At 31.8% G+C, this 23,040-nt stretch carries 27 protein-coding genes; 10 read left to right on the forward strand and 17 right to left on the reverse strand.

The window, feature by feature from the left end; genetic code table 11:
- Positions 1-6 precede the first annotated feature (6 nt).
- Positions 7-207, forward strand: coding sequence for a hypothetical protein (locus ACZZZT_RS15295; RefSeq protein WP_463461029.1), 201 nt, complete (start codon positions 7-9; stop codon positions 205-207).
- Between the two features lie 142 nt (positions 208-349).
- Here ACZZZT_RS15295 and ACZZZT_RS15300 read toward each other — a convergent pair whose 3' ends face one another.
- From ACZZZT_RS15300 to ACZZZT_RS15350, 11 genes are all read right to left on the reverse strand, one after another.
- The gene (locus tag ACZZZT_RS15300) at positions 350-1,405 is read right to left on the reverse strand and encodes a Gfo/Idh/MocA family protein (protein ID WP_463461030.1); all 1,056 of its coding nucleotides are present in this window, start codon (positions 1,403-1,405) and stop codon (positions 350-352) included.
- Between the two features lie 161 nt (positions 1,406-1,566).
- Positions 1,567-2,205 (reverse strand): YdeI/OmpD-associated family protein, encoded by a 639-nt coding sequence (locus tag ACZZZT_RS15305; RefSeq protein WP_463461031.1) that lies wholly within the window; start codon positions 2,203-2,205, stop codon positions 1,567-1,569.
- 74 nt (positions 2,206-2,279) lie between these two features.
- Complete coding sequence (locus ACZZZT_RS15310; protein ID WP_463461032.1) at positions 2,280-2,708, reverse strand: GNAT family N-acetyltransferase; 429 nt, start codon at positions 2,706-2,708, stop codon at positions 2,280-2,282.
- 221 nt (positions 2,709-2,929) lie between these two features.
- A complete protein-coding gene (locus ACZZZT_RS15315; RefSeq protein ID WP_042566977.1) occupies positions 2,930-3,295 on the reverse strand; it encodes a hypothetical protein in 366 nt (121 codons plus the stop codon).
- A 190-nt stretch (positions 3,296-3,485) separates the two neighbouring features.
- Positions 3,486-4,418 (reverse strand): transglutaminase-like domain-containing protein, encoded by a 933-nt coding sequence (locus ACZZZT_RS15320; protein ID WP_042566978.1) that lies wholly within the window; start codon positions 4,416-4,418, stop codon positions 3,486-3,488.
- Between the two features lie 18 nt (positions 4,419-4,436).
- Complete coding sequence (locus tag ACZZZT_RS15325) at positions 4,437-5,288, reverse strand: substrate-binding domain-containing protein (RefSeq protein ID WP_042567220.1); 852 nt, start codon at positions 5,286-5,288, stop codon at positions 4,437-4,439.
- 59 nt (positions 5,289-5,347) lie between these two features.
- Complete coding sequence (locus ACZZZT_RS15330) at positions 5,348-5,821, reverse strand: DUF4265 domain-containing protein (RefSeq protein ID WP_463461033.1); 474 nt, start codon at positions 5,819-5,821, stop codon at positions 5,348-5,350.
- Between the two features lie 98 nt (positions 5,822-5,919).
- Positions 5,920-6,231: a DinB family protein gene (locus ACZZZT_RS15335; RefSeq protein WP_463461034.1), complete on the reverse strand. Its 312-nt coding sequence runs from the start codon at positions 6,229-6,231 to the stop codon at positions 5,920-5,922.
- A gap of 138 nt (positions 6,232-6,369) precedes the next feature.
- The gene (locus tag ACZZZT_RS15340; RefSeq protein ID WP_042566980.1) at positions 6,370-7,239 is read right to left on the reverse strand and encodes a nucleoside phosphorylase; all 870 of its coding nucleotides are present in this window, start codon (positions 7,237-7,239) and stop codon (positions 6,370-6,372) included.
- A 205-nt stretch (positions 7,240-7,444) separates the two neighbouring features.
- Positions 7,445-7,777 (reverse strand): translation initiation factor, encoded by a 333-nt coding sequence (locus ACZZZT_RS15345; RefSeq protein ID WP_463461035.1) that lies wholly within the window; start codon positions 7,775-7,777, stop codon positions 7,445-7,447.
- Positions 7,778-7,892: 115 nt separating this feature from the next.
- Positions 7,893-8,843 carry an isopenicillin N synthase family dioxygenase gene (locus ACZZZT_RS15350; RefSeq protein WP_302096130.1) on the reverse strand — a complete coding sequence of 317 codons (951 nt, stop codon included), beginning with the start codon at positions 8,841-8,843 and terminating at the stop codon, positions 7,893-7,895.
- Positions 8,844-9,098: 255 nt separating this feature from the next.
- Here ACZZZT_RS15350 and ACZZZT_RS15355 point away from each other — a divergent pair, with 255 nt between their 5' ends.
- The 4 genes from ACZZZT_RS15355 (at position 9,099) to ACZZZT_RS15370 (ending at position 13,757) form a co-directional block, all read left to right on the forward strand.
- Positions 9,099-9,848 (forward strand): 4-hydroxy-tetrahydrodipicolinate reductase, encoded by a 750-nt coding sequence (locus ACZZZT_RS15355; protein ID WP_463461036.1) that lies wholly within the window; start codon positions 9,099-9,101, stop codon positions 9,846-9,848.
- A gap of 152 nt (positions 9,849-10,000) precedes the next feature.
- Positions 10,001-11,977 carry an alpha-ketoacid dehydrogenase subunit alpha/beta gene (locus ACZZZT_RS15360; RefSeq protein ID WP_463461037.1) on the forward strand — a complete coding sequence of 659 codons (1,977 nt, stop codon included), beginning with the start codon at positions 10,001-10,003 and terminating at the stop codon, positions 11,975-11,977.
- Positions 11,978-12,130: 153 nt separating this feature from the next.
- Positions 12,131-12,979 carry a hypothetical protein gene (locus ACZZZT_RS15365; protein WP_463461038.1) on the forward strand — a complete coding sequence of 283 codons (849 nt, stop codon included), beginning with the start codon at positions 12,131-12,133 and terminating at the stop codon, positions 12,977-12,979.
- Entirely contained in the window at positions 12,972-13,757 is a 786-nt protein-coding gene (locus ACZZZT_RS15370) for a toxin-antitoxin system YwqK family antitoxin (RefSeq protein ID WP_463461039.1), read from the forward strand. The genes ACZZZT_RS15365 and ACZZZT_RS15370 overlap by 8 nt, the downstream gene beginning before the upstream one ends.
- Before the next feature lie 64 nt (positions 13,758-13,821).
- On the opposite strand, the gene ACZZZT_RS15375 is transcribed toward ACZZZT_RS15370, so the two are convergent.
- The 4 genes from ACZZZT_RS15375 to ACZZZT_RS15390 form a co-directional block, all read right to left on the reverse strand.
- Entirely contained in the window at positions 13,822-14,793 is a 972-nt protein-coding gene (locus ACZZZT_RS15375; protein ID WP_463461040.1) for a quinone oxidoreductase family protein, read from the reverse strand.
- Between the two features lie 176 nt (positions 14,794-14,969).
- Positions 14,970-15,545 carry a Crp/Fnr family transcriptional regulator gene (locus ACZZZT_RS15380; protein WP_463461041.1) on the reverse strand — a complete coding sequence of 192 codons (576 nt, stop codon included), beginning with the start codon at positions 15,543-15,545 and terminating at the stop codon, positions 14,970-14,972.
- A 23-nt stretch (positions 15,546-15,568) separates the two neighbouring features.
- Positions 15,569-15,994, reverse strand: a complete 426-nt coding sequence (locus ACZZZT_RS15385; protein WP_463461042.1) for a hypothetical protein — start codon at positions 15,992-15,994, stop codon at positions 15,569-15,571.
- Positions 15,995-16,002: 8 nt separating this feature from the next.
- On the reverse strand, positions 16,003-16,410 hold the full coding sequence (locus ACZZZT_RS15390) for a glyoxalase (RefSeq protein WP_463461043.1): 408 nt from the start codon (positions 16,408-16,410) through the stop codon (positions 16,003-16,005).
- Positions 16,411-16,543: 133 nt separating this feature from the next.
- On the opposite strand from ACZZZT_RS15390, the gene ACZZZT_RS15395 reads away from it, so the two are divergent.
- A complete protein-coding gene (locus ACZZZT_RS15395; protein ID WP_073394199.1) occupies positions 16,544-16,972 on the forward strand; it encodes a hypothetical protein in 429 nt (142 codons plus the stop codon).
- Positions 16,973-17,111: 139 nt separating this feature from the next.
- Here ACZZZT_RS15395 and ACZZZT_RS15400 read toward each other — a convergent pair whose 3' ends face one another.
- Both ACZZZT_RS15400 and ACZZZT_RS15405 read right to left on the reverse strand, forming a co-directional pair.
- Positions 17,112-18,368, reverse strand: coding sequence for a mechanosensitive ion channel family protein (locus tag ACZZZT_RS15400; RefSeq protein WP_463461044.1), 1,257 nt, complete (start codon positions 18,366-18,368; stop codon positions 17,112-17,114).
- Positions 18,361-18,648 (reverse strand): DUF3817 domain-containing protein, encoded by a 288-nt coding sequence (locus ACZZZT_RS15405; protein WP_042566991.1) that lies wholly within the window; start codon positions 18,646-18,648, stop codon positions 18,361-18,363. The genes ACZZZT_RS15400 and ACZZZT_RS15405 overlap by 8 nt, the downstream gene beginning before the upstream one ends.
- Positions 18,649-18,751: 103 nt before the next feature.
- Between ACZZZT_RS15405 and ACZZZT_RS15410 the strand changes: the two genes are divergently transcribed.
- The 4 genes from ACZZZT_RS15410 (at position 18,752) to ACZZZT_RS15425 (ending at position 22,995) form a co-directional block, all read left to right on the forward strand.
- Positions 18,752-19,285 (forward strand): DUF6155 family protein, encoded by a 534-nt coding sequence (locus ACZZZT_RS15410; protein WP_463461045.1) that lies wholly within the window; start codon positions 18,752-18,754, stop codon positions 19,283-19,285.
- Positions 19,286-19,393: 108 nt separating this feature from the next.
- Positions 19,394-20,932: a DEAD/DEAH box helicase gene (locus ACZZZT_RS15415; protein ID WP_042566993.1), complete on the forward strand. Its 1,539-nt coding sequence runs from the start codon at positions 19,394-19,396 to the stop codon at positions 20,930-20,932.
- 121 nt (positions 20,933-21,053) lie between these two features.
- The gene (locus ACZZZT_RS15420) at positions 21,054-22,388 is read left to right on the forward strand and encodes a DEAD/DEAH box helicase (RefSeq protein WP_463461046.1); all 1,335 of its coding nucleotides are present in this window, start codon (positions 21,054-21,056) and stop codon (positions 22,386-22,388) included.
- A gap of 106 nt (positions 22,389-22,494) precedes the next feature.
- Positions 22,495-22,995 (forward strand): GNAT family N-acetyltransferase, encoded by a 501-nt coding sequence (locus ACZZZT_RS15425; protein ID WP_463462444.1) that lies wholly within the window; start codon positions 22,495-22,497, stop codon positions 22,993-22,995.
- Positions 22,996-23,040: the final 45 nt, after the last annotated feature.

A 23,040-nucleotide genomic window follows, 5' to 3' on the forward strand; every position in this document is an offset into this window, starting at 1 on the left:
AGTAAAATGATTGTTGAAATAAAAGAAATAGAACATCAGGAAAAATACGAGATTAACGAAAAACTAGTTTATAAAGATCAATTTGGTAATTGGCAATGTCATTGCGAACTTTCAAGAACAGAAAAAGAAGCTTTTAAAAAGTTTGCAAAATCATGGGGAGATAATAATAAGGAAGGTTTTAATGGTGAAGCTCATAATTTCCATTAATTTTTAGTTGGTTCATTTTTGTCTGAATGGGTATTTTCCTTATTTATTTTTATTTATGCCCATTCTTTAACCTCCAGAACTGATTACTCTGGAGGTTATTTATTTTGAGCTACAATTATTTCTTTATTATTCTATTTCCGAATTATAAAAATATTTTCTTTCCTTCTTGGGCAGCTTTATATATCGCATTAATGACTTTGATGTCTTTTTTGCCTTCTTCGCCCGTAATATGATCCGGTAATTTTTTATTTTCTACTAATACCTTACAGATTCCATCCAACTGTGTTTTTTGTTGGTTTATTACAGGAAATTTTAATTCTTTTTCTGAAGTTCTCCCTACAAACGGGCCATAACTAAGTGCTGGACTCATTTCGAAGAAACCTTCATCTGCAGAAGCGTAAAATCTGTCTACATAAAAACCGCAGGAAGTATTACAATTGGCAACCGCGCCACTGGGAAATTCCATTTGCCAGCTGATGCTTTCTTCAGTTTCAGAAAATCTGTCTTTATCATTTACAGTTCCAAATTGGGCTGTTACAGCAATTGGTTCTTCGCCCAAAACATAACGCGCACTTTGAATACAGTAAATTCCCAAATCCATCAATGGGCCGCCGCCAAGTGCTTTCGTCAATCGCCATTCGTTACGGTCTTTTTTATCTACTTTGGCCTTACTAGTTGTATCGTAAGTTTTATAACCCAGTGAAGCTTCAATAAAACGAACTTGTCCTAATACTTTATTTTGACCTAATCGTTTAATTTCTAAATGATAAGGTTCATAATGCAAACGATACCCCATTGCAAGCTGAACATTTGCATCATTACAGGCTTTGATCATTTCGTCGCAATCTTTTACAGTTACCGCCATTGGTTTTTCGGTAATTACATGTTTACCGGCTTTTGCAGCACGAATAACAAATTCTTTATGCAGGCCATTTGGTAACACAACATACACCAAATCAATATCTTTGTTATTAATTATTTCATCAAAATTTTGATAGTTGTAGATGTTCTTTTCAGGAATATTATATTGTTTTTTCCATTTTTCAGCCTTAGAAGGTGTTCCGGTAACAATTCCCGCAAGAGTGCAATATTCAGAAACCTGAATTCCCTGAGCCAGCAGACCAGCGTAATTTCCTAATCCGCAAAGGGCTATGTTGATTTTTTTGCCTGTATAAATTTCCTGCTGATTTTCAGGCAATTCTAAAAAGGAGGAAGCGTAGTCAATACAACCGAAGCGCCAACGCCAACGCCAAATTTATTCACAAAAGAACGTCTTGATATTTTTTCCATAAAAATTACTGTTTTAGTGAAACATTTTAGTATTAGTAACTAATTTCATAAAATGTTACATAATAATCTTTAGAACTGTTTTGGTTTTAAATTTTTAGCAGCAAGCGTTGCAATCTCATTAACCCTGTTTTGTTTGGTTTCGGGTCTTTTAGCGACAGTGACCCATTGTAAAATCATTTTTTTTACTGATTTGCTTAAACTCATAAAAAAATCTTTTGAACCCGGATTTTCTTCAAATGCGATTTCCAGTTCTTCAGGAATCGTTAATTCTTCAACTTCATCAAGAATATTCCACGAACCATTTTCTTTTGCTCTTTCAATGCTTTCGTAGCCGGCTTTTTGCATTAATCCGTCTTCAATAAGGCGTTCTACTTTTGCTTTATTTATTTTAGACCACGCACTATTGGGTTTTCTTCGGGTAAAAAACTGGATAAAAGTATCATTTCCAATAGATTTTCTCGTGCTGTCAATCCAACCAAAACAAAGTGCTACGTCTACGGCATCGCTCCAGTTAATCGTGGGTTTATTGGCTTGTTTTTTATAACAAACCAGCCAAATAGATTGTTTTGAGTTATGGTTTTCAATCAGCCATTCTCTCCAGTCTTTTTGGCTGGCCGGACAAAAAGTTTCTAAATCATTCTGTTCCATTTTGTTTTTATTTATCGCATTATGATTAATCGTAATTTGGTAATTGATTGATTTTATCATTTTTAAAAGTTATACTACAAAACTAAAAGGGCTGAATGACAACCCTATGTCAACAGTAAAAACTAATCCTGCTTTTATTTTTCAAGCAGAAACAAAATATATTCGCCATGATTAGAAAAACCTTTTTCTTTCTCGATAAATCCTTTCTTTTTATAAAACTCGACGGCTTTGGTATTTTGTATCAGGCATTTTAATGTAACAGGCGAATTCATAGTTTTAATGGCTTCGTTGAGCAAAATTGTTCCAATATTTTTATGCTGATGTTCTTCATCAATATATAAATGATGAACGAAATTATCGGGAAGCCATAACGAAATAAATCCAACGGCTTTATTATTTAATACAGCAACTAAAACAAATTCTCCTGCAGTTTCACGGTCAAAATCATCAAGATTGTACTCGATAATATCCTCCAGCCAATAAAATGTTTTTTGACGAACTTCAAGAAATATCCTTTTTAAATAGGGAATATGATTTTTGTTCTTTTCAAAAATTTGAATCATTTGTGGTTTATTATTTAAGGCAACAAATTACTCTTTTTTTCAATTCAATAATTTACAAATACATTAAATCATTATTACATTCCGTCATCCAAAAATTTGAAGTGTCGAATTTTATATTAGTGCGGATAACAAAGAATATTTTTAAAAGCTATTTAAAAAAATCTCCTTAACACAATGATGTTAAGGAGATTTTGTATGGTTTAGTAAAGTTTTTCTTTTGCTTAAATTTTGTCCAGTGTTAATTTCATTTCCTTACTATCCAAAATCAATTTATCATCTGTAATGATACTTTCACAAGGATATGGGGTTCCGGTTTCGTCTTTAATTACGAGTTTTTTACCCCCATTTGTTAGTGCGTAAGTACCATTATTTATTTCTCCCTGTAAAAACCCCGTCACATGTCCGTCTTTTGTAAACGTTAAAGTTCCGTTAGTTAAAATTACATTTTTCAGAGAATCAGAAAGAGGCATTTTTGCTTCAACAGCGGTAATTTTCCAGGAATTTACCAGTTTGTTTCGCCCTTTGCATGAAACCATTATGATAGTTAATAATGCAATCCCAAAGATAAATAAGTTAGATTTTTTCATGATTTTGTGATTAAAGTTAGATAATATGAAATTACAAAAATAATTTCAATTAAAAATCTAAAAATCAAATATTTATAAGAACAATCAAAAGATTAAACTTACAATTAATAAAATCATGTAATCAAAAAAAGGCTCGCAGATCGAATCTACAAATAAACTTAGCAACTTAGCCTCTTAGAACCTTAGCGCCTTAATTAAGCGTTAAAGCTCCCAAAATTTCCTCATACATAAATGGCCCGCCGGGATATTTGGCAGTATAATCAAGATTTAGCCAAACCTGGCCACGCTCATCAATATGGTAATGTAGTTTTTGCTTGTAACTTTCTTTGGGGAAAAGTACATTTTTTATCAAATAGTTTACCTTTTCTAAATCGATGGAAGAACCGATTAGAATTTCAGGGTAAATATGTCCTTTAGTATGGATTAATCTTGGAGTTCCGCCAATTGACCGAATCGCCGCCGCCATCAAAATAGAATGATCATCACAATCTCCCGAAAAATATTCTAACGATTCGCTGGCCGTTGCAATATAATCGCCTTCTTTTGGGTCGTTTACGTAATTCCAGCGACTGTTTATTTCTTTAAAAACAGCAAAGCACTGAATCGTTGTTCTATAATCAGAATAGCCTCTTATGCCTTTAAAATGCTTTGTAGTAGCCATAATGGCAAAGTTTCGAACTTTCGGATTTTGATATTCTATAGCGCTAATAATCAATGATTTGTTTGGAAAGGGAAGTAGCTTTGCCACAATAATATCCTGAGGATACGGATTGTCCGACATTGTATAAATCATTGAATTATAATCTTCTGAAATCTCATTGAAACCGTAATTTCCTATTATCGAACCATAAACCAATACCAATAAATATATTGCAATACAGGCAATTATAATTGTTCGCAAATACATCAAAAGAAAAAATACTGCAGCAAAAACAAACAAAAACATAAAAACACGATCCAGATTAAAGGCCCATTCTAACTCGATCAGGTTTTGATGCAGAATGATAAAAATGGGTATCGTTATCAAAAGACTCAAAACGCTAATAATAATCCTGTCCCAGGGTGATTTCACCTGTAATTTGGATTTTAATTGCGGAAAGTCAATTTTAGGAAATTTTATCATAAGAATCAAAAGCAGTATTTACAGCGCTTTTACAGTTTCAACAAAAGTACTTTTTTTATCAATAATTCCGAGATCAAATAATTGATTTTGAATTTTATCGAATGCTTTTTCATTTAAATGTTTTTGCGACCATTGTGTTAGCTTTAACCATTCCTGAATATCTTCAAGCTGTTGGTTAAAAAGTTCGGCCAGAGTTTTATCAATATCCGGAATCTGCGCAAAATCGTGTGTAGTTTTATTAATTACTTCCAGAATTTTTTCGACCGCTTTTGAATTTTTCTTCAAAAATTCGTCACGAACCGTAATTACAAAAGAAGGCCATGGAGTAGGGCAGTCACCAACACGTCTAAAAACTCCCTGATCTACAAGAGGTTTTGTCATAAAATGTTCCCACATAAAATAATCGGCAGTTCCATTTGTCAAAGCTTCAACAGCGCCATCAATAGTATTTACGATTTCAAATTGTAAGTTATCGGTTTCCCAGCCTTGATTATTGGCATTTACATACGCCATTAATTCTGATCCGGAACCTTTTCTGGAAATAGCAACTTTTTTATTTTCAAGATCTTTTATAGTGTGGAAATCAGATTTTGCGCCAACGTGAATCCCCCAAATTAAAGGCGATTGCACATATATCTGAACAATTTTGCTTGGGTTTCCTGCAATAATATCTTTTACAATTCCTTCTGTTAAAATAACCGCAATATCAGCTTCTCCGTCACGAAGCATCTGACACATTTTACCGGTTCCTTCGGGAATATTTGTCCATTGCAAATCAATGTTTTCAGCTTCAAATTCGCCATTTTCGATGCATATACGCCATGGCAAATTGAAGTGTTCAGGAACACCTACAATTTTTACAGTTTTCATTAGGTTTAAGTTTAAGTTAAGTTGTTTGGTATGCGTATTATAAGTTTGTTTGTCGTTTATTAGTTTTTCATTAAATCTGCTCTGTGTTTCTCTGATATACAAGGTTCTGCGTATTCTATTACCGAAAGCGATTCGTATTCATCCAAAAGGCTTTTTACAATAGAATAATCTACACTTTTTACAATTTCCGCAGCCAGAAACGTATCGTTTAAAGCTTCTGAAACACAATTAATCGTTTTTAATTTCTCTCTGATGATTTCTTTGTCAAAACCTTCTTGTAAAATTAAAATCTGAATAATTGAATTTCCTGAATTTTGTATAGTTTCTTTATGAATAAAACATTTCTCATCCTCATCATATTCAGCGCGAAAAATATCATCTGTTGCAATCAAAGGTCCAAAAAACGGAATGTTATCCAGTTTGTAATACCCTTTTTCAGAATCAATTATTTCAGCCCACATGGTTTCTGAAACAATTTCTTCTAAGTAGGTGCTGTAATATTTAAATAGTATTTTTTTATGTGTTTCTGTCATTATTAATGTTGTAACCGTTTATAATTAGAAAATGTCTCAATTAGAAAATTAGATAATTCAAAAATTCAAGCATTATCTAATTTTCTAATTCTCTAATTTTAAGATCGTAATTGCCTGATATGATGTTCTAAATGATCTACATAATCTGTCATTAAAAACCTTAAATCTATTACAGATTCATCACTCAGGATAATTTTATAATCTAAAGCCTTTTCATCAACAGATTTCATAAGTCTTACAATTTGTTTATTTATTGAAAGCCAGAGTTCTGTCAAATCATGAATATCCATTATTTGATATTCATTTAAATTTACTAAATCTATCTGATTATATGGTCTGTGTCGATAAGGTTTTTCTACATAATTAATCTCTGTAAAACGAACCAAATTATGAATTGCAGAATCAACCAAATGCCCTAATATTTCTTTTTTAGACCATTTTCCGGTTTTTTTCTTCTAAAATAACCTGGTCAATTGTTGGAAAATAAGGTGCATTTTCGTCCAATAATTTCTCGAATTTAGAAATAGCTTCTTCCATAAATTATCTAATTATTTCTGAGCTAATTTGTTTAATGTATAAGTAATCAACTCATCAACAGCTTTATACGGATCTTCACTAAAAGTTCCCGACGCACGATTCGCAATAATAGCATTCAATGACAAAGCATTATGACCTAAAAGAGCCGAAAGCCCGTAAATAGCCGCAGTTTCCATCTCTAAATTAGTGATTCTTTCCTCATTAAAAGTAAAATTATCCATTTTATTATTTAATTCTTCGTCCTGAATATTCAAACGTAAAACACGCCCTTGCGGACCGTAAAATCCTCCGGCAGTTGCTGTAATTCCTTTAAAAATTTTATCAGATTCAATTACTTTTTCCAGTTTTTCTGAACAGGCAATCGCATATGGTTTTCCTTTGCGAATGTCCCAATTGGTATGTGTCACAAAAGCATCTTCAAGAGCGATGTTTGAAACATCATCAATTAAATAGGAGCGAAGCATGTTGTCTAATCCAAGTGCGAATTTTGACATTACAAAACTATCCACCGGAATATCAGCCTGCAGCGAACCCGAAGTTCCAATTCTGATGATATTTAAAGAAGTTAGATTTTCTTTTGGCAAACGCGTTTTTAAATCGATGTTTACCAAAGCATCCAATTCGTTTAAAACAATATCAATATTGTCAGGACCAATTCCTGTTGACATTACTGAGATTCTTTTTCCTTTATAGATTCCCGTTTGGGTTTTAAATTCTCTTTTCTGTGTAGAATATTCAATCGAATCAAAAAACTGAGTGATTTTCTCTACTCTGTTTTGGTCTCCAACAAATATTATATCGTGTGCGATATGTTCAGGAAGAAGGTTTAAGTGATAAACACTTCCGTCTGGATTAAGTATTAATTCTGATGATTTTATCATTTTTTTTGAGGTACTAAGGTTCTAAGGTTTTTCTAAAATGCCAATTTTCAAATTCCAAATTCCAATTTTTAGAAATCTAAATATTCATGACAAAACTTTGCGATCTTTGCCTTTTTACAAAGCTTAGAAATATTTCGAGCGAACTTTGCGGTTAAATTTTCACGGTTAAACATTGGAATTTGGGATTTAAAAAATTGGGATTTTATTACCCTCCAACTCTTTTTGTTTTAAATCCTTTTTCTTTTAAAATTGCCATAATTTTATCCCGATAATCGCCTTGAATGATGATTGAATCGTCTTTAAAAGTTCCGCCTACGCTAAGCTTTGTTTTAATTTCCTTGGCCAGGATTTTAAAATCTTCATCACTTCCTTCATAGCCTTCAATTATGGTAGTTGCTTTTCCTTTTCGTTTTTCAAATTTACAAATCATAGGTTCTTTCTGAATGTAAAGAACATGATCTTCCTGCTGAACTTCTTCAGGTTCATTTGATTGTACGTGATCGGGAAATAAATTTTTTAATTGGTCTTGTAAGTCCATAATTTTTTAATTCTAAAAAATAAATTACAATAGTTTTGGTTTTTAAAAATTAAATTCCAAATTCCAATAATTAAGTTTGGAATTTGGAATTTTAATATTGGGATTTAATTTACGTTTATTTTTTAATTAAACCTAAGTCTACTAAACGTTCGTATAAATAATCTCCTGCAGTGATATCCTCAAATTTCTTAGGATTCTCAGCATCAATACAGTTCTCTAAACAATCTAAACGCATATCGCTTACGGGATGCATAAAAAACGGAATAGAATAACGAGAAGTTCCCCATAATTCTCTTGGCGGGTTAACTACTTGATGTATAGTTGATTTTAATTTATTATTGGTATGTCTTGACAACATATCACCTACATTAATTACTAATTCATCATCTTGTGCAATAGCGTCAATCCATTCGCCATCATGATTTTGAACCTGTAATCCTTTTCCCTGAGCTCCCATTAAAAGCGTAATCAGGTTAATATCTCCGTGAGCTGCCGCACGAATTGCGTTTTCTGGCTCAGAAGTAATTGGTGGATAATGTATTGGTCTTAAAATAGAGTTTCCTTCTTTTGCATATTGATCAAAATAAAACTCATCTAAACCTAAATGCAAGGCAAGGGCTCTTAATACATAAACGCCCGTTTTTTCAAGCATTTGGTACGCTTCTTTACCAACTGCATTAAAACGTGGTAACTCTTTAACTTCAACATTATCAGGGTATTCTGCAGCATATTTTGAGTCTTTATCAACATACTGACCAAAATGCCAAAACTCTTTTAAATCTCCCTCTTTACGTCCTTTAGCATGTTCTTTTCCAAAAGAAACATAACCTCTTTGTCCGCCAATTCCGGGAATTTCATAATTATGCTTAGTTTCTATTGGCAAAGCGAAAAATTTTCTAATCTCGCCATAAAGTTCGTCTACTAACTGATCATCTAAGAAATGACCTTTTAGGGCTACGAAGCCAATGTTTTCAAATGCACTGCCGATTTCATTTACAAATTTTTGTTTACGTTTCGGGTCGTCCGAAAGGAAATCACGTAAGTCTACACTAGGAATGTTTTGCATACTTTACATTTTTTATTTAAAAAGAATAAGGAACGGTAATTCCTTACAATAACAAAGGTAGATAATATTTTAGATTTGAATTTTAAAAATTAATATAAAATTGAATTTAAACGTAATAATTTAACCATTAAACAGTAAAATCTATTTTTGATTATAATGCATTTTAACCGTCTTTAGACGATAAAAACATGTTAATAATAGTGATAATGCCTGTGTTTTCTAATTAAAAAATCTATTTTTATAAAAAATAATATTATGAAAATAGGATTAATAGGATTTGGAAAAACAGGAAAAGCAGTGGCATCAGTATTATTGCAAAACAAAAAATTTTCTCTCGAATGGGTTTTAAAAAGAAATACCGCTTTAGAAAATCGCAATACAGCTGAATATCTCGGAATTAATTCTGATCAAGCAGGAAAAATATATTCGAGTTCGACAACTTCAATACCAGAACTTTTGGATAATCAGCCTGTTGATGTCATAATTGACTTTTCATCTGCATCAGGAATTTATACTTACGGAGAAGCGGCAAGTGAGCGAAAAATCAAAATAATTTCAGCTATTTCTCATTATAGTAATAAAGAGAAGGATTTTTTAAAATCGCTTTCAAAACTTACAACCGTATTCTGGAGTCCGAACATTACACTTGGCGTAAATTATCTCTTATTTGCTTCTAAATTTCTAAAGAAAATCGCTCCCTGGGTTGATATTGAGATCATTGAAGAACATTTTAAAGGCAAAGACGGAATTTCAGGAACAGCCCTTAAAATTGCAGAAACTCTGGATCTGGAAAAAGAAGATATAAACTCTGTAAGAGCCGGCGGAATTGTGGGTAAACATGAAGTGGTTTTCGGATTTCCTTTTCAAACCGTCAGACTAATTCATGAAAGTATTTCGCGCGAAGCTTTTGGAAGCGGCGTTGTCTTTGTTGCCGAAAATCTAACCGACAAAAAAGAAGGTTTATTTAATTTTGAAGATATATTAGCGCCTTATTTTGCCCTTTAAATTTTATTTTAACGTGAATAATTATTATGAATATTTTTCCTACTTTTGACCGATTAAAAAATTACATTTCATAGCATTTAATTATTTAACTAATAATGTTAATTTTTTTATATTTTTATAAATTCAAAAGCAACTACAAAAACAAAACCTAAATGATTTTTTACAGACAAAATCTCACCAATCCTCAATTACTTGATTTGTACAAAAAAATACTAAAACCCAGATTAATCGAGGAGAAGATGCTAATCTTAATCCGACAGGGAAAAGTATCCAAATGGTTTTCAGGAATAGGGCAGGAAGCAATCTCTGTAGGGATTACTGCAGCTTTGGATGAAACAGAATATGTATTACCAATGCACAGGAATCTTGGAGTTTTTACTACAAGAAATATTCCGTTGCACAGACTTTTTTCGCAATGGCAGGGAAAAGCAAATGGTTTTACAAAAGGAAGGGATCGCAGTTTTCATTTTGGAACCCAGGAATATAATATAATAGGAATGATTTCGCATTTGGGGCCGCAGTTAGGAATTGCAGATGGAATTGCCCTTGCAGATAAACTTCAAAAAAATAAAAAAGTAACAGCTGTATTTACTGGTGAAGGCGCAACAAGTGAAGGTGATTTTCACGAAGCGCTGAATATTGCCGCTGTCTGGAAATTGCCTGTAATGTTTGTTATCGAAAATAATGGCTACGGACTTTCGACTCCAACAAATGAGCAGTATTTATGCGAAAATCTCGCAGATAAAGGTGTTGGTTATGGTATAGAAAGCCATATTATTGACGGAAATAATATTATTGAAGTTTATAACAAAATAACACAGTTAAAAAAAGAAATGCAGGAAGATCCGCATCCGGTTTTATTAGAGTTTAAAACCTTTAGAATGCGTGGTCATGAAGAGGCAAGCGGTACTAAATATGTGCCTGAAGAAATGATGAAGGAATGGGCTACAAAAGATCCTGTAGACAATTACAGAATGTTTTTATTCGATGAAGGAGTTCTTACGGAAGAATATGATAACACATTGAGAGCCGAAATTAAGCAGGAAATTGACGAGCAATTGGCTATTGCAAATGCTGAACCTGAGATTGTGCCTACTTACAGCGGAGAATTAAATGATGTTTACGAACCATTTGAATATGAAGAAGTTAAATCAAAATCTGAAACCAGAAATATTCGTTTTATAGATGCCATCAGAAACAGTCTTGAACAATCATTACAACAACATTATCGTCTTATTTTAATGGGTCAGGATATTGCAGAATATGGTGGTGCATTTAAAATAACAGAAGGTTTTGTTGATCTTTTTGGAAAAGACAGAATACGCAACACTCCAATTTGCGAAAGTGCAGTAGTTTCTGCCGGAATGGGATTGTCTATTAATGGCTATAAAGCTGTTGTCGAGATGCAGTTTGCTGATTTCGTTTCAACAGGATTTAATCCAATTGTAAACTTATTGGCAAAATCACATTATCGCTGGGGCGAAAAAGCCGATGTTGTAATTCGTATGCCTTGCGGCGGCGGTACTCAGGCGGGACCTTTTCATTCACAGACAAACGAAGCCTGGTTTACAAAAACTCCGGGGTTAAAAGTGGTTTATCCTGCTTTTCCGTATGATGCAAAAGGATTATTAAATACTTCTATTAACGATCCTAATCCGGTATTATTTTTTGAACACAAACAATTATACAGAAGTGTTTATCAGGATGTTCCAATAGATTATTATACAATTCCGTTAGGAAAAGCAGCTCTTTTAAAAGAAGGGAAATCAGTTACTATTATCTCTTTTGGAGCACCTGTTCACTGGGCTTTGGAAACTCTGGCAAATAATCCTGAAATTGAAGCTGATTTAATTGATTTAAGAACTTTACAGCCTTTGGATACGGAAACTATTTTTGCATCGGTTAAAAAGACCGGAAAAGTAATTATATATCAGGAAGACACCTTGTTTGGTGGAATTGCCAGCGATATTTCGGCCTTAATCATGGAAGAATGTTTTGAATATCTTGACGCTCCGGTAAAAAGAGTGGCAAGTTTAGACTCTCCAATTCCGTTTACAAAAGCACTTGAAGATCAATTTTTACCCAAAAATCGTTTTGAGGTAGTTCTAAAAGAATTATTAGAATATTAAAAATATTAATCATTATATAAATTAGGGTGTATGAAAAATTTTCGTGCACCCTTTCTAATTTTGAAAATACATAAAATCACCTAATATTGGTATTATCAAATATTTTATTTCTAAACTTGTAAAAAAATTAAGTAATAACTTACAAAAATATACATGTTTAGAAATTTTAAATCCGGAGGCAAAAAACAAAGAAACCCATTTGATAGAGAAGATTTTTTGAAAAACGATATATGGGAAACAAAAAGCGTGTTGGAGAAAATGCTAGATGCCAGAAAAACTAGTGATTTTAATCAAAATTTGTTTTTTAACAGATCATTGAAAGAAACTGAAAGCTATAATACAGAGGAATATAGTAATAATGATTTATTGCGATTGGCTAATCTTTATGGAGAATGCCCATTTGACTGGTATCGAAATAAAATAACAGGGCAAATAATTTGGCTTGATGGGCATGCTGAAATTGATGGCTATTCTAATTTAGGACATACTTGGGGAAAAACGTTTACTAATGGTGATAGATTATTACTCGATGGAGATACTAAACAAATAACTTACAACGGAGAAATACATTATGATTTTAGCAAAAGAAACTCATTTCCCAAAGGTAACGGAATCTCATTTTCTGATGGAGGAAATAATCAAGATCCAAGTTCATTGCGCACAGGAGGAAGAAATGTACAATGGATTGATTTTGGAGGAGCATTTGAAGCTCTTATTGCAATACTAGGTTTTGAGGTAAATAGAAGTACATCAAAAGGAAAAGGAACCAATGGAGGAAGACCAACCTATGAAAATAAAGTGGATGATGGAATAAATGCTGTTGATAATGGTGCAAATGCTACTAAAACTATATATGGAGAGGTAAAAGAACAAAAGGAGGAATTTAAACAAATAAAAAATGACACTACAACAACTCTTTATTATGGAGGTACAAATAATACTCTTCAAAAGACAGAAAAATCAGTTAATGGGATAATTATTAAAACAGAAAAAAATGATTAAAATAGAAAAGAAAAACGTTCGTAAATTCTTTATTTTATTTGTGCTATTTGGATTTTTACTTTATTCTTGTAAAAAAGAAAATGAAAAAAGAGGTGTACTGAAAACATATTTTCCAAAAGATAAAGAAATTGTTTTTTCAGAATATTTAATTAAAAATGAAGATACTCTTTTAGATGGAAAATATATAGTTCGTAAATATAATGGAGAAAAAATAAAGTCCGGCGTATATAAAAATGGGAAATCAATAGGTCCTATTATTTTTTATTTTGATAATGGAAATATAGAGAGTATAGATAAGAGAAATAATAACAAATCGATTGAGACAATTTTTAATTATAGAAATGGAAAAATTGAGCGGTATACATCATACGATGATTTTGGAAAATCAGCCTTTATTGTTCGTTTTGATGAGCAAAGTAATGTAAAAAGTTACGAAGGTTATCCATTAATGGAAACATATCAATATAAAATAGCACACAAAGAGCGATTTAAAATAAAAATTAATCAAGTTTTAAAAGTTGGAGACACTCTAAAACATAATTATTTAATAGCAAACATACCTAATACCAAACGCAGTTTTAAAATAGAAAATCTTGATATTGGTAATACCAAGATTAAAAGAATAATTACAGAAACTTCAACAACAGCTATTGATGTGAAAGAAGTTTTAACTAAAAAAGGAATTAATAATATAAGGGCTATAGTTAAATATAAATTTAATGATAAAGAAAAAACAGTAATAAATGATACAGTTTCTTTTGAAGTAAATGTAAATTAAAGGGATACTCTAAAACTTAATTAAAAAAGGTTTGATAAAATTACTTTCATCAAACCTTTTTCTTTTAGACAATTACTACAAATCGCTGTCCATCAATATTTTCTGCATTCCATATTTTCTCAATATCAACTAAACTTACTTGTTCAATATTTACTTTAAGTTTATTTTGAGCTGCCAGAAGAAACATTTCCGGAAGAATTTCTGAAAACAATAATTTGACTTCTTCTTTTGCCCAGCTTCCTAAACCTGAACCTGATAACTGTAGATCGACGCTTCTTAAAATTCCTGATGACAATTGAATTGTATCACCGGCCATTCCTCCAATAGTTACATATCTTACTTTGTTTGTGAATGCTCCATTTCCTTTTAAAATAGAAAGAATCAATTCTGCCGGATGTCCCCACAAATAATCCAGAATGATATCTATAGGCGTATTTAAGTGAATTGCTTTTAGCTGAGCAATAAAATCTTCATCGTTTTTTTTAAGTGAAATAACTTCGTCAGCGCCTAATTCTAAAAGACTTTGAAGTGTTTTTTCATTTCTTCCTGTAACAATAATTTTTTTTGCTCCATAATGTTTCGCAATCTGAATCGCCATTTGACCTGTAAACCCGGTTGCCCCGTTTATTAAAACCGTTTCACCAGGTTTAATTTGAGCTCTAAATTTTAAAGCCATTGCTGAACCTGCAACAGCATTAGGCATTGAAGCCGCAATTGCATTACTAATTCCGTCCGGCAATGGTACAAATATATTTTTATCAATAATTGCCTTTTCAGCCATTGTACCACTAATTCCGCGGGCATAAACTCTTGTTCCGTCTTCCAGTAAACCAATTGCGTCACTGCCAACTACAAAACCGTTTTGACTCTCTTTTTCAGATGAATAATGTGCTCCGCTGGCTTTTCCTTTATCAAGATTGGTAATTGCAACGGCTTTAACCGAAATTAGAATTTGATTTTCATATTGTACAATTGGCTCTGCAATTTCTGCATATTTTGGCATTTCTCCTTTTTTATAAACTACTGCTGCTTTCATAATTATTTAATTTTATGATGCAAAATTAGATAGCAGTTTGTGTACCGACGATAACATTTGTTATCAAATAAATACAAGTGCTATGTTTTTAAACCATATAAGTTATATAAGTAATTATAAGTCAAGCTTAAATGAACTTATATAACTTATATGGTAAAATAGTATGTTGAAATTCTCTATTTTTTATGAACCAATTTGCTTTTTATTCGGCTTAAATGAACCGTAGTTACACCAAGATAGGAAGCTATATAATGTTGAGGAACACGTTGTATAATTTGAGGTTTTTCTTCAATTAAAGTAAGGTAACGCTGAGTAGGGGAGTCTTTTATAAATGAAACAAAATGTCTGATATAATCAAATGTACGCTGAAAAATCATATCGATGAAACGATCTCTTAACTCCGGAATTTCTTTTACTTCTTCCAGAATTTTATCCATATCGTTTTTAGAAATCCACCAAATTACAGATGGCTCAATGGTTTCAATAAACACCGGACTTGGAAACTTTTTTATGAAACTTTCAATAGAAGCTACACTTTGATTTTCGAAGAAAAATTGCGTCGTAAGATCTTTTCCGTTATTGTTAAACCAAACTCTGATACAACCTTTTTCTATGATAAATAGCTTTTTTGAAACTTCGCCTTCTTCTAAAAGTGTTGTTTTTGCAGGAACTTCAAGGCGATTGAAATAGCTTGTATATTCGATCCAGCGTTCGTCGCTTATCGGGAATTTATTTCTGAATTTGGTAAACATTTATATATATTTATCATATAAAATTAAGCTTTCCAGAAATAGGAAATTAGTTTTATCAAAACAATTATTCCGGAATAATAAAGAATTGTACTAAAATTAACCCTGATAGAAATTAAAAAAAACAAACCTGATAGATAAGGATAACTATCGGCTAAATATTTGTATGCTAATTTTACTTTATAATTTTTAAATTCAGAAATAATATCATTGTGCCGAACATTATTAAAATACCATAAATTTAAGATCGATAAACCAACTCCAATTATGATAAAAACATAAAAAGAAATTGTGCGGTAACTATTAAAAAGGAAGAAGTATACTGTGAAAATATTTATAAAAAATAATATAGATAACAATCTTGCTGAAGATGATTCAGAAGAAGATTGATTGGTTTTTAAAATAACTTCGTAAGTTCTATAAAATAAGTAATGGTAAGCTGTTTTAATCATTTTATAGGTTACTTCGAATTCGATTCCAACTCAAACAATTGCATCTGACTTTTCAATCGGTCAATTAATAAATTCATCATTCTTTTGTTTAGACTTGATGAATTTTGAATATAAGTATCGTATTCTTCAATGGTAAAAAGTGCCATAACAATTCCTTTTAAAGAATTACGGAATTTAATATCCTTTTGAATGGAGTTTTCAATTGTTTGTAATTTCTTTTCGACTGTGTACGAATAAAAATCAGCTTTGTTTTTGTTTACGTAGTTGATAAAAACGGCAATAAACAAATCATTTTGGAGTTTTAAAATAGGCCTAATCGTCTGATTTTGAAACAACTCATCTGCCGAAGATTGAGCACTTACAGTTCCTAAAGTTTCTCCCCTTAATTCTTTTAAAAAAGTGTCTCTATCTGCCATGTTTTTTCTTTAAATTTAAAAAAATAAAACACGAAACTCATTATAATTAATTTTTTACCAACTAATCCACATAAGTTTATTTAAGCTTAACTTTAATTTATTATAAGATTTTAACCGAAAAAAAATACTCAAAATGTTTCAAAAACTTTTAATCGTTTGCTTGTTGTTCGTTTTTCTAATTTCCTGTAACTCTAAGGAGAAAAAAGATAAATATAATCGTGCTTTTTATCGGGCTGTAAGTGGCAGCGATACAGCAACTTTAGACATTAGTATAAGTGATAAACGTTTTTACGGACGTTATGAAATATCGTATTACAAAACAGGAAAAGATTCCGGCGATGTAAGAGGAGATATAAAAGGAAATACTTTAACGGGAGATTTTCATTATATTTCTAACGGAGGAAGCTGGAAAAGAGTTCCATTGGCTTTGCTTAAAAAAGAAAATAAATTACTACTTGGAAATGGTGTCATTGGCACTTTCATGAATCTTCCTTGCTTTATTCAGGGAACCCTGAGTTTTAACGATCCAAAATTTATTTTTGAAGAAGTGAAAAAAGAGTAGTTTCAGGTGTCACGTTTCAGGTTTCAAGTTCTATAAATGACAAACCCGACAGGTTTTAAAAACCTGTCGGGTTTACTATATACGTATAGACCTTAGTTCAAAGTAAAGCAACCTGAAACTTGAAACCTGAAACTTTTATTTAATCTAAAGGTCCAATTTGCGATGGCAATTCGAAAATTTCTAAATCAAAATAAATAACCGAAGCCATTACATGATCAAAAATATCAGCCATAATATATTCGTAATTTGCCCAGCGTTTGTCGCTCGAAAAAGCATAAATTTCTAACGGAACTCCATGCGCACTCGATTGTAATTGGCGACACATAATATGCATGTCTTTGTTTAAACCAGGATGCGTTACCAGATATTGCATGATGTATTTTCGGAACAAACCTAAATTAGTCATGTTTCTACCGTTCAGTGCAAGGCTTTTATCAACACCGTGCAAAGCATTGTATTTCTCAATTTCGGCCTGTCTGGTTTCTATATAAGATGAAATGAGCTGTACTTTTTTCATCTGATTCAAATCTTCATTATGAAGAAAACGAATGCTGCTGCTTTTTATCAAAACATGCCTTTTAATACGTCTTCCATCAGATTTTTGCATGCCTCGCCAGTTCTGAAACGAATCTGAACTCAAGGCATATGTTGGAATCGTGGTAATAGTATTATCAAAATTTCGAACTTTTACAGTCGTTAAATTGATTTCGATAACATCGCCATCGGCACCAAATTTATCCATTGTAATCCAGTCGCCAATACGAACCATGTCGTTTATAGCAACCTGAACACTGGAAACAAATCCTAAAATAGTATCTCTGAAAATCAAGATAATAATTGCCGAAAGTGTCCCTAAAATAGTCAGTAATTCGCCTTTTTTAATTCCGAATAAAGTCGAAATAATAAGTGCAACACCAAAAATCCAGAGCACAATCATGATAACCTGTACAAAACTGTCAATAGGTTTATCGCTGTATTCCGGTTTTTGTTTTAAATAATCCCGTAACGAATTAAAAATTGTTCTGATGATCCATAAAGTGATCAAAACGATGTAAACACCAACTATTTTCCCAAAAAGACCTTCCCAATAATCGTATTTATCTAAAATAATCGGAACAGCTTTATAAATAAAGAAAAACGGAATTAAATAAGCGGTATATTTTGTGGTTTTATTGTGAACCAAATAATCATCAAACTTGGTTTTGGTACGCTGGGCAAAAACCGCCGTAAGCGTAACCAAAACGAACTTGGCAAGATAATATATGGCATACGCCAAAGCCACCATAATGGCAATATTAAAAACAAGACTAGTGTAGGACGCAAAATTGCGGCTCATTCCCCAATCCCGAAAAAGCGGATATAAAAAGTTGAATATTTTATCCAAAGGTTTATGCATTATTTGCTAAATATTTTTTCTCGATATAGAAAGTTCCAAACGGAATAAGTGAAGCAATCAATATAATTCCGAAAGTTTTTAAATCCCAGTTTTGAGATTTTTTCAGTAAAAAAGCCAACACTATATATCCGATAAATAATACGCCGTGAGTCATTCCTAAAGGACGTAATAATGTATGATAAAGTTCAGGATTGTTTGTTTTAATGATAAGCATATTGGCGAATAAAACTAAATAGGAAATTCCTTCTAAAATTGCGGTAACCTTAAAAATCTTGAGCATATATTTGGTTTTTAAATTTAATCCGGCAAAATTAAGTATTATGGTTGATTATTAGAGTATGAATGCTAAAAGTAATTTAACTTTGTAACCTTAAACTTTGATAATGAGCAAGCGTGATTTAAAAAAATATTTAGCAGATTTAAATAAAGAACAACTTGAGGAACAAATCATCGAATTGTACGAGAAATTTAGTCCGGTAAAAGTCTATTATGATTTTGCTTTTAATCCAAAAGAAGACAAATTATTGCAGGAAAGCAAAGTCAAAATTTCGCACGAATATTTCCCTGTAAAAAAGCCAAATGCAAAATGGCGTCCTAAAGCAAAAATGAGGCGATCTGTTGCGCAAAAAATTATCAAACATTTTATTTCATTAGGTGTTGATTCGTTTATTATTGCCGATTTGATGTTGTATAATATCGAAATAGCGCAAACTTTCTCATCTAATAATTTTATTAAGCAGGAATTATTTTACAAAAGTATGTTTAATTCTTTTGAGCAAGCGTTAAATTTTGTTATTTCGAATGGAATTTTGAATGAATTTAAAACAAGAATAATTGCGATCCAACAGCAAACTATTCAACAAAAATGGAAAAACAAATACGATTTTGAGATAATTTTTGACAAAATCGACTTATAAAAACACTTCTCATAAAAAATCTTATTAAAAAAAATCATTTATTTTAAATTAAAATAGGATGGATAACTGTTTTTTAGATGTATTTTTGCAAAAATCCAAAAATAAACAATGTCTCAAAACACTTTAGAAATAGAAAGAGAAGAGAAAAAAGAACTTTATGCATACCAAAAAGGCGATATCGACGCCATTTTTGAACGTTTAGACAATGCTCCAGCTCAACATCATTTATTGTATCAACTACCAACAGGTGGAGGAAAAACTGTAATTTTTTCTGAAATCGTTCGTCGTTATTTAGCGAATAATGATAAAAAAGTAGTTGTTTTAACGCACCGTATAGAACTTTGTAAGCAAACTTCAAAAATGTTGAAAGGCTTTGGTGTTTCTAATAAAATCATCAATAGTAAAGTAAAAGAACTGCCTGATCAAAACGATTATTCATGTTTTGTGGCGATGGTTGAAACTTTAAAAAACCGTATCAATGACGAGAAATTACATCTTGACAATATTGGTTTGGTTATTATTGACGAGGCGCATTACAATTCATTTAGAAAATTATTAAACTCATTCAAAAATGCTTTTATTCTTGGAGTAACAGCAACACCTTTGAGTTCTAATATAAAATTACCAATGCACCAGAGTTATGATGAACTTATTGTGGGAGACACAATTAGCTCATTAATTGACAAAGGATTTTTGGCGCGCGCTACAACCTACAGTTATGATGTGGGATTAACATCATTAAAAGTAGGTATTAATGGAGATTATACCGTAAAATCTTCTGATGATTTGTATACCAATACGATCATGCAGGAAAAATTACTGCATGCTTATACAGAGCGTTCATTAGGTAAAAAAACCCTGATTTTCAACAATGGTATTCATACTTCATTATATGTATATGAAACTTTTAGAGAAGCGGGCTACGACATCAGACACCTTGATAACACAAGCAGTTCTGAAGAACGTAAAGATATTTTGGCCTGGTTTAAGAAAACTCCGGATGCAATTTTAACTTCGGTTGGAATTTTAACAACTGGTTTTGATGAGCCAACCGTAGAAACTATTATATTAAACAGAGCAACAAAATCGTTAACTTTATACTACCAGATGATTGGTCGTGGATCTCGTAAATTACCTGGTAAAGATGAATTTACGGTTATTGATCTGGGAAATAATGCAGCGCGTTTTGGTTTGTGGAGCGAACCGGTAAACTGGCAGCATATCTTTAAATCACCTGAATTTTATTTGGAGAATTTACGTGACGATACAGAAATCGAATTATATTTTAAATATACAATGCCACCTGAATTAAGAGCTAAATTCAGTAAAACTGCTGAAGTTACTTTTGATGTTGATGAAGAACATAAACTTATTATCAAACAAAATTTACGCTCTAAAGTAGTATTAGACAAATCGTTAGAACAACATGCGGCGATGTGTGTTGATAATACCGAAACTTTACAAGAAGCAAAATCTTTAGGAAAAGAATTGGATGATGATATAGAATGCCGTATCAAACGTTATGCAAAATGCTTAAGCCAATGCAGTAAAAACTACCGCGAATGGCTGGTTGAAGATTACAAAAAGAATATGACTTTATTAATCGGTAAAAAATACCGTGAAAAAATCATGAACGAACCGGATTGATAGGAAGAAGGTTAAAAAAGTTTCAGGTTTCAGGTTTCAAGTTTGCTTTGGGGTTAAATTATTCTCAAAGAAAAACAACCTGAAACCTGAAACAAAAAAACAATAAAAACAAAACTAAAAAATGTCTAAACAATTCTCATCATTAGGAGTTTCAGCACCAATTTTAAAAGCTCTAAACGAGTTGAACATTGTTGAACCAACAGAAATTCAACAAAAAACAATTCCGCTTCTTTTAAATGAAATTCATGATGTTGTAGGTTTAGCCAAAACCGGAACGGGAAAAACAGCCGCATTCGGATTGCCTTTATTGCAATTAGTTGATACAGAATTACCAATTGTCCAGGCTATTATTTTGGTGCCAACCAGAGAACTTGGACAACAAATTTTTAGAAATTTAGATGATTTCGGAAAACATATTCCGAATATCTCTATAGCTTCAACTTGTGGTGGAATCCCCATTAAGCCACAAATTGAACGCCTTACAAAGCCAACACATATTGTTGTTGCAACACCGGGACGTTTAATCGATTTGATTCAGCGTAAAGCAATTGATTTAAAACAAACAGAATATTTAGTTTTGGATGAAGCCGATGAAATGGTTTCAATCTTAAAAGAAAGTTTAGACGAAATTGTTGCTGAACTTCCTAAAAAACACCGCACTTTATTGTTTTCAGCAACTTTACCGGGAACAATCAAACAATTGATTCAGAATTACTTAAATAAAAATGTAGTTCAGGTTAGTGCCAATATGGAAACTGTTGGTAACCAAGAAATTGATCATGAATATATTGTGGTTGACCCAATTGAAAAATTAGATGTTTTAATGCATTTTTTAAACTCAAAAGATGGCGAGCGCGGAATTATTTTCTGTAAAACAAAGGCTGCAGTAAATAAATTAGCTAAAAATCTGGCTATAAATCGTTTTTCATCCGGAGCGCTTCACGGGAGTTTATCTCAGGGAATTCGTGATAGAATTATGGAACAATTTCGTGAAGGACATATTAATATTTTGGTCGCTACCGATTTGGCTGCGAGAGGAATAGATGTAAAAGAAATATCTTATGTGGTAAATTACCACTTGCCTGATACTTATGAAAACTACGTTCACAGAAGTGGAAGAACCGCAAGGGCAGGAGCAAAGGGACTTTCTTTAACGGTTTTACAAGAGGAAGAAACAGTTGAAATTCCGGAATTTGAAAAAGAATTAGGAATTAAATTTACTAAATTCCAAAAACCTTCAGCAGTAAGTTTAGAAGAAAATAATATGCTTTTATGGGCAAAACAAATCTTCAAAACAAAACCAAATCACGATCTTTCAGCAGATTTAAAAACGAATGTAAAAACAGTTTTTCACCATCTTACTAAGGATGAATTAATTGAAAAACTAATGGCAAATTACGTTTTACAGAACAAAGTTGAAGTCGCAGAAAAACCTGTTAAAAAATTCAAAAAGTAATATTTCGATAACTTGATTTAGCCAATTTATGTTGTATTTTTATGAGCAAATGACAATTTGAACTATAAAATACGATTGAAATGGCAGCAAATATTATTATAAAAAAATTTCGATTAACGAAATTGATGACTTACAAAAGATTGGCCGACAAACTTTTGAGGAAACATTTTCTGAACATAATTCTAAAGAAAACTTAGAAGCCTATTTGGATGAAGGATTTTCATATGAAAAACTAACTGCCGAACTTACCAATGAAGATTCTGAATTTTACTTCGCTATACTTGAAAATGAAGTAATTGGCTATTTAAAAGTCAACTTTGGAGATTCTCAAACAGAATTGAAAGATAACAAAGCTCTTGAAATTGAGAGAATCTATGTTTCAAAAGAATTTCACGGAAAAAAAGTCGGACAAATACTTTACGACAAAGCCATTGAAATTGCAAAAGAAAAAAGCGCTGAATACGTGTGGCTTGGCGTTTGGGAGGAAAACGGGAGAGCCTTAAATTTTTACCAAAAAAATGGTTTTGTAGAATTTGACAAACACATTTTTAAACTAGGTGATGATGAGCAAACCGACCTTATGATGAAACTTAAATTGACCAATTAATTCCATAATTTTTTAACAGAAAACTCAAAATTGGTTTTTGTATTT

This window comes from Flavobacterium sp. AC274 (assembly GCF_979258275.1).

What these genes read in the sequence shown, in the direction of transcription:
- ACZZZT_RS15390 (WP_463461043.1), bottom strand. Translation starts at nt 16,410, where the DNA reads ATGGCAGATAGAGACACTTTTTTAAAAGAATTAAGGGGAGAAACTTTA.
- ACZZZT_RS15415 (WP_042566993.1), top strand. Translation starts at nt 19,394, where the DNA reads ATGTCTCAAAACACTTTAGAAATAGAAAGAGAAGAGAAAAAAGAACTT.
- ACZZZT_RS15410 (WP_463461045.1), top strand. Translation starts at nt 18,752, where the DNA reads ATGAGCAAGCGTGATTTAAAAAAATATTTAGCAGATTTAAATAAAGAA.
- ACZZZT_RS15295 (WP_463461029.1), top strand. Translation starts at nt 7, where the DNA reads ATGATTGTTGAAATAAAAGAAATAGAACATCAGGAAAAATACGAGATT.
- ACZZZT_RS15380 (WP_463461041.1), bottom strand. Translation starts at nt 15,545, where the DNA reads ATGTTTACCAAATTCAGAAATAAATTCCCGATAAGCGACGAACGCTGG.
- ACZZZT_RS15385 (WP_463461042.1), bottom strand. Translation starts at nt 15,994, where the DNA reads ATGATTAAAACAGCTTACCATTACTTATTTTATAGAACTTACGAAGTT.
- ACZZZT_RS15330 (WP_463461033.1), bottom strand. Translation starts at nt 5,821, where the DNA reads ATGACAGAAACACATAAAAAAATACTATTTAAATATTACAGCACCTAC.
- ACZZZT_RS15405 (WP_042566991.1), bottom strand. Translation starts at nt 18,648, where the DNA reads ATGCTCAAGATTTTTAAGGTTACCGCAATTTTAGAAGGAATTTCCTAT.
- ACZZZT_RS15375 (WP_463461040.1), bottom strand. Translation starts at nt 14,793, where the DNA reads ATGAAAGCAGCAGTAGTTTATAAAAAAGGAGAAATGCCAAAATATGCA.
- ACZZZT_RS15355 (WP_463461036.1), top strand. Translation starts at nt 9,099, where the DNA reads ATGAAAATAGGATTAATAGGATTTGGAAAAACAGGAAAAGCAGTGGCA.
- ACZZZT_RS15420 (WP_463461046.1), top strand. Translation starts at nt 21,054, where the DNA reads ATGTCTAAACAATTCTCATCATTAGGAGTTTCAGCACCAATTTTAAAA.
- ACZZZT_RS15365 (WP_463461038.1), top strand. Translation starts at nt 12,131, where the DNA reads ATGTTTAGAAATTTTAAATCCGGAGGCAAAAAACAAAGAAACCCATTT.
- ACZZZT_RS15370 (WP_463461039.1), top strand. Translation starts at nt 12,972, where the DNA reads ATGATTAAAATAGAAAAGAAAAACGTTCGTAAATTCTTTATTTTATTT.
- ACZZZT_RS15395 (WP_073394199.1), top strand. Translation starts at nt 16,544, where the DNA reads ATGTTTCAAAAACTTTTAATCGTTTGCTTGTTGTTCGTTTTTCTAATT.
- ACZZZT_RS15400 (WP_463461044.1), bottom strand. Translation starts at nt 18,368, where the DNA reads ATGCATAAACCTTTGGATAAAATATTCAACTTTTTATATCCGCTTTTT.
- ACZZZT_RS15350 (WP_302096130.1), bottom strand. Translation starts at nt 8,843, where the DNA reads ATGCAAAACATTCCTAGTGTAGACTTACGTGATTTCCTTTCGGACGAC.
- ACZZZT_RS15340 (WP_042566980.1), bottom strand. Translation starts at nt 7,239, where the DNA reads ATGATAAAATCATCAGAATTAATACTTAATCCAGACGGAAGTGTTTAT.
- ACZZZT_RS15325 (WP_042567220.1), bottom strand. Translation starts at nt 5,288, where the DNA reads ATGAAAACTGTAAAAATTGTAGGTGTTCCTGAACACTTCAATTTGCCA.
- ACZZZT_RS15305 (WP_463461031.1), bottom strand. Translation starts at nt 2,205, where the DNA reads ATGATAAAATCAATCAATTACCAAATTACGATTAATCATAATGCGATA.
- ACZZZT_RS15345 (WP_463461035.1), bottom strand. Translation starts at nt 7,777, where the DNA reads ATGGACTTACAAGACCAATTAAAAAATTTATTTCCCGATCACGTACAA.
- ACZZZT_RS15360 (WP_463461037.1), top strand. Translation starts at nt 10,001, where the DNA reads ATGATTTTTTACAGACAAAATCTCACCAATCCTCAATTACTTGATTTG.
- ACZZZT_RS15315 (WP_042566977.1), bottom strand. Translation starts at nt 3,295, where the DNA reads ATGAAAAAATCTAACTTATTTATCTTTGGGATTGCATTATTAACTATC.
- ACZZZT_RS15320 (WP_042566978.1), bottom strand. Translation starts at nt 4,418, where the DNA reads ATGATAAAATTTCCTAAAATTGACTTTCCGCAATTAAAATCCAAATTA.
- ACZZZT_RS15310 (WP_463461032.1), bottom strand. Translation starts at nt 2,708, where the DNA reads ATGATTCAAATTTTTGAAAAGAACAAAAATCATATTCCCTATTTAAAA.